Origin of the sequence: Bradyrhizobium sp., assembly GCF_027307225.1 — a bacterium.
Lineage (GTDB): Bacteria > Pseudomonadota > Alphaproteobacteria > Rhizobiales > Xanthobacteraceae > Bradyrhizobium.
In genome coordinates this window covers 1-7,208 of record NZ_DAHUXJ010000012.1, presented here as the reverse complement: position 1 = coordinate 7,208, position 7,208 = coordinate 1, and the positions used below count along the sequence as shown (strand labels likewise).

The following is a 7,208-nucleotide window of genomic DNA, read 5'->3' as shown; positions in this document are numbered from 1 at the left end:
CGGTATCGACCGGCAGGTGCTGCAGCAAACCATTGCTGAGACCACGTTGGATGAAGAAGCCAAGCGGCTCGGACTCGGACAGTCCAATGAAGAAACGTTGAAAATGATCATGGACGATCCGAGCTTCAAGGGCTCCAACGGCGCCTTTGATCCGGTGCGCTTTCAGGGCCTGATCCGCCAGCTCGGCTACAGCGAGCAGAGTTTCCTCGCCGAGCAGCGGCGGATCTCACTGCGGCGTCAGATCGCCGGTACAGTCGCCGCAGGCTATGAGCCTTCCAATGTGCAGCTGGAAGCCCTGGCGCATTTCCAGGACGAGCAGCGTTCGATCGAATACCTGAAGCTGACCGCCGCACAGGCCGGAACGATCGAACCCCCGTCACCGGAAGCGCTTGCGGCCTACTTCGAGGATCGCAAGACGCTGTTCCGCGCGCCCGAATATCGCAAGATTGCCTATGTCGCGATCACGCCGGCGGAAATCGGCAAATGGGAAGACGTCTCTGACGCGGACGCCAAAAAGGTCTTTGAGGAACGCCGCGAAAGCCTTGGAACGCCCGAGCGGCGCGAGGTCCAGCAGATCGTGTTTCCGAACAAGGACGACGCCACCGCGGCACGCAACCGCATGGCGTCCGGGACGTCTTTCGAAGACATCGCCAAGGAACGCGGCCTTAGCCAGTCCGACACCGACCTCGGCTTAATTACGAAATCGCAGATCGGAGATCCTTCGATTGCCGATGCCGCCTTCTCCCTGCAATCCGGCGAGGTCAGCCAGCCCGCGCAAGGAAAGTTCGGCTTCGCGCTCGTCAAGATCGGCAAGATCGAGCCGGGGGCCGCACCGACCTATGAGGGCTACGCCTCGCAGATCAAGCAGGACATTGCGAGCCAGCGGGCGCGCGCCAAGATCGGGGACTTGCGAGACAAGATGGAAGACGAGCGTGGCGGCGGTTCGAGCGTTGTCGAGGCCGCGAAAAAGCTTGGCCTGAAATCGGTGACCCTCGACGCGGTGGACCGCTCGGGCCGCATGCCCGACGGCAAGCTGGCGGACATTCCGCACGGGCTCGACGTCGTCTCGCAAGCCTTCAGTAGCGACGTCGGCGTCGACAACGACCCCATTTCCTATGACGGCGGCTACGTCTGGTACGATGTTCTCGGCATCACCCCGACACGCGAGCGGACTCTGGATGAAGTCAAGGATCAGGTTGAAGCCCGATGGCGCGCCGATCAGATCTCGAGCCGGCTACGCGACAAGGCCAACGACATGGTCAAGAAGCTCGATCAGGGCGGCAAACTTGCCGACGAGGCAACGCAGGCGGGATTGAAGGTCGAAACCGCGGCCGCTTTCAAGCGTGACGCATCCCTGCCCGGCCTTAACGCAGGCGTCGTCGCCGCGGCGTTCCGTACGCCCAAGGATAGTGCCGGGCAGACGCCGGACCCGTCTGCGAACGGCTGGATCGTGTTCCGCGTCACCGATACAACGGTGCCGCCCGTCGACCTTGCCTCCGATCAAATGAAGAAGTTGAACGAAAATCTTCAGCGCGCCGAGACCGATGAGCTGCTGGCGCAGTACGTCACCAAGCTCGAGTCTGAAATCGGAACCAGCGTCAACGAAGCCGCCTTCGCACAGGCCACCGGAGCGAGCAGCGGCAACTGATCCTCGACACTCGAAGCCCCGTTGTTGTGTTTTCCTGAAAGCATCCGATGGACGATCTCAAATCTATCATCGCCAAGGTAGCCACCGGAGCCACCCTGTCGCGTGACGAGGCGGCGGCCGCCTTCGATCGCATGATGTCCGGCGAGGCGACGCCATCGCAACTGGGCGGCCTACTGATGGCGCTCCGCGTCCGCGGAGAAACCATCGACGAAATCACCGGCGCGGTTTCGGCGATGCGGGCCAAGATGCTGAGGGTCGATGCGCCGCCCGAGGCCATTGACGTCGTCGGAACCGGCGGCGATGGCTCAGGCTCGGTGAACGTATCGACCTGCGCGGCTCTCATCGTTGCCGGTGCCGGCGTGCCGGTCGCCAAGCACGGCAACCGCGCGCTCTCGTCGCGTTCGGGCGCGGCCGATGTCCTCGCCGCGCTGGGCGTGAAGATCGACCTTTCTCCGCAACAAGTGAGCCGTTGCGTGAACGAGGCAGGCATCGGATTCATGTTTGCGCCGGCGCATCATCCGGCGATGAAGAACGTCAACCCGATCCGCCTCGAGCTCGCGACCCGTACCATCTTCAATCTGCTCGGCCCGCTCTCCAATCCCGCCGGTGTCGTCAGGCAGATGGTCGGCGTGTTCTCCAGGCAGTGGGTGCAGCCCTTAGCGCAGGTCCTGAAAAACCTCGGATCGGAATCGGTATGGGTAGTTCACGGTTCGGATGGTCTTGACGAGATCACCCTCACCGGTCCGACCTTCGTTGCGGCGCTCGAAAAAGGCGAAATCCGCTCGTTTGAAGTCTCGCCGGAAGACGTCGGCCTCAAACGTGTCGCAGGCGAAGCGCTGAAGGGCGGCGATGCGAACGCCAACGCCTCCGCGCTACGCAACGTGCTCGCCGGCTTGCCGAGCGCCTATCGGGATGTCGCGTTGCTCAATGCCGCGGCGGCTTTGGTCGTCGCCGGCCACGCCAAGGACCTGAAGGAAGGTATGTCGCTCGGCGCCCGATCGCTCGACGACGGCGCGGCCGCGGAACGGCTGAAACGCCTGATCGCGGTCTCAAACAGCTGAGTGAATGGCACCATGTCCGACATCCTGACGCGGATCGAGAGCTACAAGCGCGAGGAAATCGCCGCCGCCAAGCGCGAGCATTCGCTGGCGAGCGTGGAGGCGCGCGCAAGGGCGGCGTCTCCGCCACGCGGCTTTGTCAGTGCCATTCGCGGGCGGCTGGCGCGCGGCGACTACGCCCTGATCGCCGAAATCAAGAAGGCTTCGCCATCCAAGGGGCTTATCCGGGCCGATTTCGATCCGCCTGCGCTGGCGCAGGCCTATGAGGCCGGCGGTGCCGCCTGTCTGTCGGTGCTGACAGACGCACCCTCCTTCCAGGGCCATCTCGATTTCCTGGTCACTGCGCGAGCGGCGACGGTGCTGCCGGTGTTGCGCAAGGATTTCATGTACGACACCTATCAGGTGGCAGAGGCCCGCGCCTATGGCGCCGACTGCATCCTGATCATCATGGCGGCTCTCGAAGACAGCGCGGCACGGGAGATCGAAGCGGCGGCGATCGCCCACGGCATGGATGTCCTCATCGAGATCCATGACCGCCGCGAGCTTGAGCGCGCGCTCAAGCTCAAGTCGCCGATGATCGGCGTCAACAACCGCAATCTGCGCACCTTCGAGACGAAGCTTGAAACCAGCGAGGCGCTGGCTCCGCTGATCCCGAAAGACCGCCTGATGGTAGGCGAAAGCGGCATCTTCGCGCCCGCCGATCTGGCGCGGCTGGCGCGCGTCGGCATCGCGGCATTCCTTGTTGGCGAAAGCCTGATGCGGCAGACCGACGTTGCAGCGGCGACGCGCGCGCTGATCGCACCAAGCGGCGGCGCTGGCGCCACACGGGCAGCGGGCTGAACATCATGGCGCGCCGGCCCTCCCGCAATAAATCCAGCAAGCCCAAATCTGCCCTCACCCATATCGACGCCAAAGGCGAGGCGCGAATGGTCGACGTCTCCGCCAAGGCGGCGACGGAGCGGACGGCTGTCGCCGAGGGGCGGGTCGTCATGAGCCAGGCGACGCTCAACCTGATCGTGTCCGGCAATGCCAAGAAAGGCGACGTGCTGGCAACGGCGCGGATCGCCGGCATCATGGCGGCCAAACGCACCTCCGAGTTGATCCCGCTGTGCCATCCGCTCGCCTTGTCGAAGGTGACGCTCGACATCTCGGTCGACCCGAAACTGCCCGGCTGCCGGGTCCAGGCCACCGTCAAGGTGACCGGACCGACCGGGGTCGAGATGGAGGCATTGACCGCCGTCTCGGTCGCCTGCCTGACGATCTACGACATGATCAAGGCCGCCGAGCGCGGAGTACGCATCGAGGGAATCCATCTGGTCGAGAAGATGGGCGGCAAATCCGGACACTACCGGGCCAGGGGTTGAATGCAGCGACCGGCTATTTCAGAGCTGCCATCGCGAACTCAAACCGGGCGAATTCACCGCCGGTTAACCCCGATTGCTAACGTGACTTCCACACCGCCGTTGTAACCATTGCGCGTCGGAGTTGGGGAATTGGCCGACACTGGCGGTCCAATTCCAACATTCGCATCCCTTCTCAGCGGCCGCTTTTGCGAATGTTGGAATTAGAAGGACCACTAGCAGTAGTGTCTGGTGGGGTAGGATTTGGCATTCGCTTGACGAACTCGCGGCCGGTTGGGCAGCGAACGTCAAATCCACTCCACTTGGGATGTAGTGGCAGTCGCAAATGACGGCAGACGGTACCGGCTCCTTCGACCTCAAGGCTTTTCTGTGCAGCGGTCCAATCCGCTCTCTGATTTGCGGCGGCGCGTTCCTGATTGCGGCGATCGCGGTCGGCACGGCCTTCATGGTCGACAATTTTCGCGAGCGGGCTTTAGCGAGCGATCAGCGCGAACTTGAAAATACGGTCCGGTTGATCAGCCGGCACTTCGATCAGCAGCTCGAAGACTTCACCATCGTGCTGAAGGACATCGCGACCCACATCCGCGCGAATGGAACAACCTCCGAAATCCTGAAAAGCCGGTTGGCTACCCTCGAATGGCACGAGGATTTGAGAACGCGTGTCAATGCCTACTCGGATGCAGCCGCCATCAGCATCTTCGATGCCGACGGCACGTTGGTCAACTCCTCGGAGGTCTGGCCCGTCCCGAACGTCAATATTGCCGATCGCACGTATTTCAGGGCTCTCAAATCCGCCGACAAGTCCACCCTGGCGATCCGGATCGAACTGGTATGGGGCCGCATCTCCGGCGCGTGGGCGACCATTATCGCTCATCGATTGAGCGGACCGAACGGCGAGTTTATCGGGATCGTCACGCGAACGATCCAGCCGGCCACGTTCGAAAAATACCTCGCCACCGTCGTTCTTCGCGAAGGCGCTGCGATCTCGGTATATCGCCGCGATGGAATCCTCCTCGCGCGCTATCCGCGTGCCGAACGCATGATCGGATCCAAGGCCAGGGACAACGGAATATTCAGCTACATATCCTCCTCATCGGGCCACGGCACGGCACGCGTGACCAGCCCGATCGACGGTCAGCTAAGGCTCGCTACTGCCAACGTCCTGCAGGATTTCCCGATCGCCATCGTCGCAAGCACGACAATCAACGCGGTGCTGGCCGATTGGCGCGAGCAAACCCGTTTCCTGGTGGTCGTCGCGGTCCTGTCCGCAATCATCATTGCGCTGCTGCTGTCGTTGTTCGTCAGCAAACTGCTGGAGCAGCACCGAATCGAAAAGCAGCGGCTGGACACCGCGATCAACAACATGTCGCAGGGCCTCCTGCTCTACGATTCATCGGAACGGCTTGTTGTTTGCAACGAGCGCTATATTGCGATGTACGGATTGTCGGCCGATGTGGTGAAGCCCGGCCTCGGCTTCGGCGATCTGCTTCTTTACCGCAAGAAGATCGGGTCGTTCAAAGGTGATGTCGAGGCCTTTATCTCCAAGGTCCGGCGCAACGTCGCGCTCGGAAAGACAACCCGCAACATGATCGAGACCGGCGAAGGCCGGCTGATCCAGATCGTCAATCAGCCACTGAAAAGCGGCTGGTTGGCGACCCATGACGACATTACCGAACGCATGCGCGCGGAGGAGCAGATCCGGCATCTCGCTCATTACGACGCGCTGACCGACCTGCCCAATCGCGCCATGTTCCACGAACGGCTGCGCCAGGAACTCGCTCAAGCGACATCGCAGTCGCAGCTGGCGGTGCTCTATATCGACATCGACGAATTCAAGAGCGTCAACGACTCCCTTGGCCACATGATTGGCGACGAGCTGTTGAAATCGGTTGCGAGCCGGCTTGGCGCCTGCATCGATAGCTCTGACTTTGTCGCGCGGCTAGGCGGCGACGAATTCGCCATCGTAAAAACCGAGGTAAAGGACCCCGACGATGTCGCCGAATTCGCCACGCGCGTCCTCGAGACCATTCGCTCGCCCTACGATTGTCTGGGCAATCAGGTGACCTCCGACGCCAGTATCGGCGTTGCGATCGCCCCACAGCACGGGACTGACCTCGACCAGATCCTCAAGAACGCAGACATGGCAATGTATGCGGCGAAATCGGCCGGGCGACGCACCTGGCGCTTCTTCGAGCCATCGATGGACGCCCATGTCCGGGCTCGCCGGCAGCTCGAGACTGACCTGCGCGGGGCGATCACCGGCGAGGCCCTCGAAGTCTATTACCAGCCCTGCCTCAACCTGCAGAGCGGCGGGATTACCGGCTGCGAAGCACTGGTACGCTGGCGTCATCCCGAGCGCGGCATGATTTCGCCGGGGGAGTTCATTCCGATCGCCGAAGAAACCGGCCTGATCAACGAGATTGGCGAGTGGGTGCTGGCCAAGGCCTGCACCGAGGCCGCCAGTTGGCCGGTCGCCATCAATATTGCGGTCAACGTCTCGCCGGTCCAATTCCGCAGCGGCACGCTGGCCCTGAAGGTCGTGGCGGCGCTGGCTGCTTCGGGTCTACCGGCGGACCGGCTGGAACTCGAGATCACCGAAGCCGTCCTGATCCGCGACGACGATACTGCGCTTGAGATCCTGCACCAGCTTCGCGCGATCGGCGTCAGGATTGCGCTCGACGACTTCGGCACCGGCTATTCGTCGCTGAGCTATTTGCAGCGCTTTCCGTTCGACAAGATCAAGATCGATCGCTGCTTCGTCAACGACCTCGCCGAAGCAGATGGCTCCTCCATCGTGCAGGCGGTGGTGAATATCGCCGCTGCCCGGCACATGACGACAACCGCCGAGGGTGTCGAGACCGCGCGGCAGCAGGAATTGCTGCGCGGGTTGGGTTGCACCGAAATGCAGGGCTATCTCTTCAGCGCACCGAAGCCGGCCGAAGAGGTGAGACGAATTTTGATCGCTCACAACTCCAGACCTGCCGCGGTAGCCTGAGAATTCTAGAGCTCCGATTCCGAAGTTCGCAAGCTATTGCGGCCCTCCGATGCGAACTTCGGAATCAAAGGAGCTCTAGCAACTTATTGTTTCTAGTGCGGCTTTGAATTTGAAGTTCCTATAACGAACTCACGGCGAAACTGATA

The 7,208-nt window shown here is 62.1% G+C and carries 5 protein-coding genes; all 5 read left to right on the top strand.

The genetic code is table 11. The annotated features are described in order from the left end of the window. On the top strand, positions 1-1,648 hold a 1,648-nt coding region (locus M6D32_RS01805), incomplete at its 5' end, for a peptidyl-prolyl cis-trans isomerase (protein ID WP_298252772.1). Positions 1,649-1,695: 47 nt separating this feature from the next. After that, the gene (gene trpD, locus M6D32_RS01800) at positions 1,696-2,709 is read left to right on the top strand and encodes an anthranilate phosphoribosyltransferase (RefSeq protein ID WP_298252771.1); all 1,014 of its coding nucleotides are present in this window, start codon (positions 1,696-1,698) and stop codon (positions 2,707-2,709) included. 12 nt (positions 2,710-2,721) lie between these two features. Then, positions 2,722-3,546, top strand: coding sequence for an indole-3-glycerol phosphate synthase TrpC (gene trpC / locus M6D32_RS01795; RefSeq protein WP_298252770.1), 825 nt, complete (start codon positions 2,722-2,724; stop codon positions 3,544-3,546). A gap of 5 nt (positions 3,547-3,551) precedes the next feature. Next, the gene (moaC, locus tag M6D32_RS01790; RefSeq protein ID WP_298252769.1) at positions 3,552-4,070 is read left to right on the top strand and encodes a cyclic pyranopterin monophosphate synthase MoaC; all 519 of its coding nucleotides are present in this window, start codon (positions 3,552-3,554) and stop codon (positions 4,068-4,070) included. 322 nt (positions 4,071-4,392) lie between these two features. Further along, entirely contained in the window at positions 4,393-7,062 is a 2,670-nt protein-coding gene (locus M6D32_RS01785; RefSeq protein WP_298252768.1) for an EAL domain-containing protein, read from the top strand. The last annotated feature ends 146 nt before the right edge of the window (positions 7,063-7,208 follow it).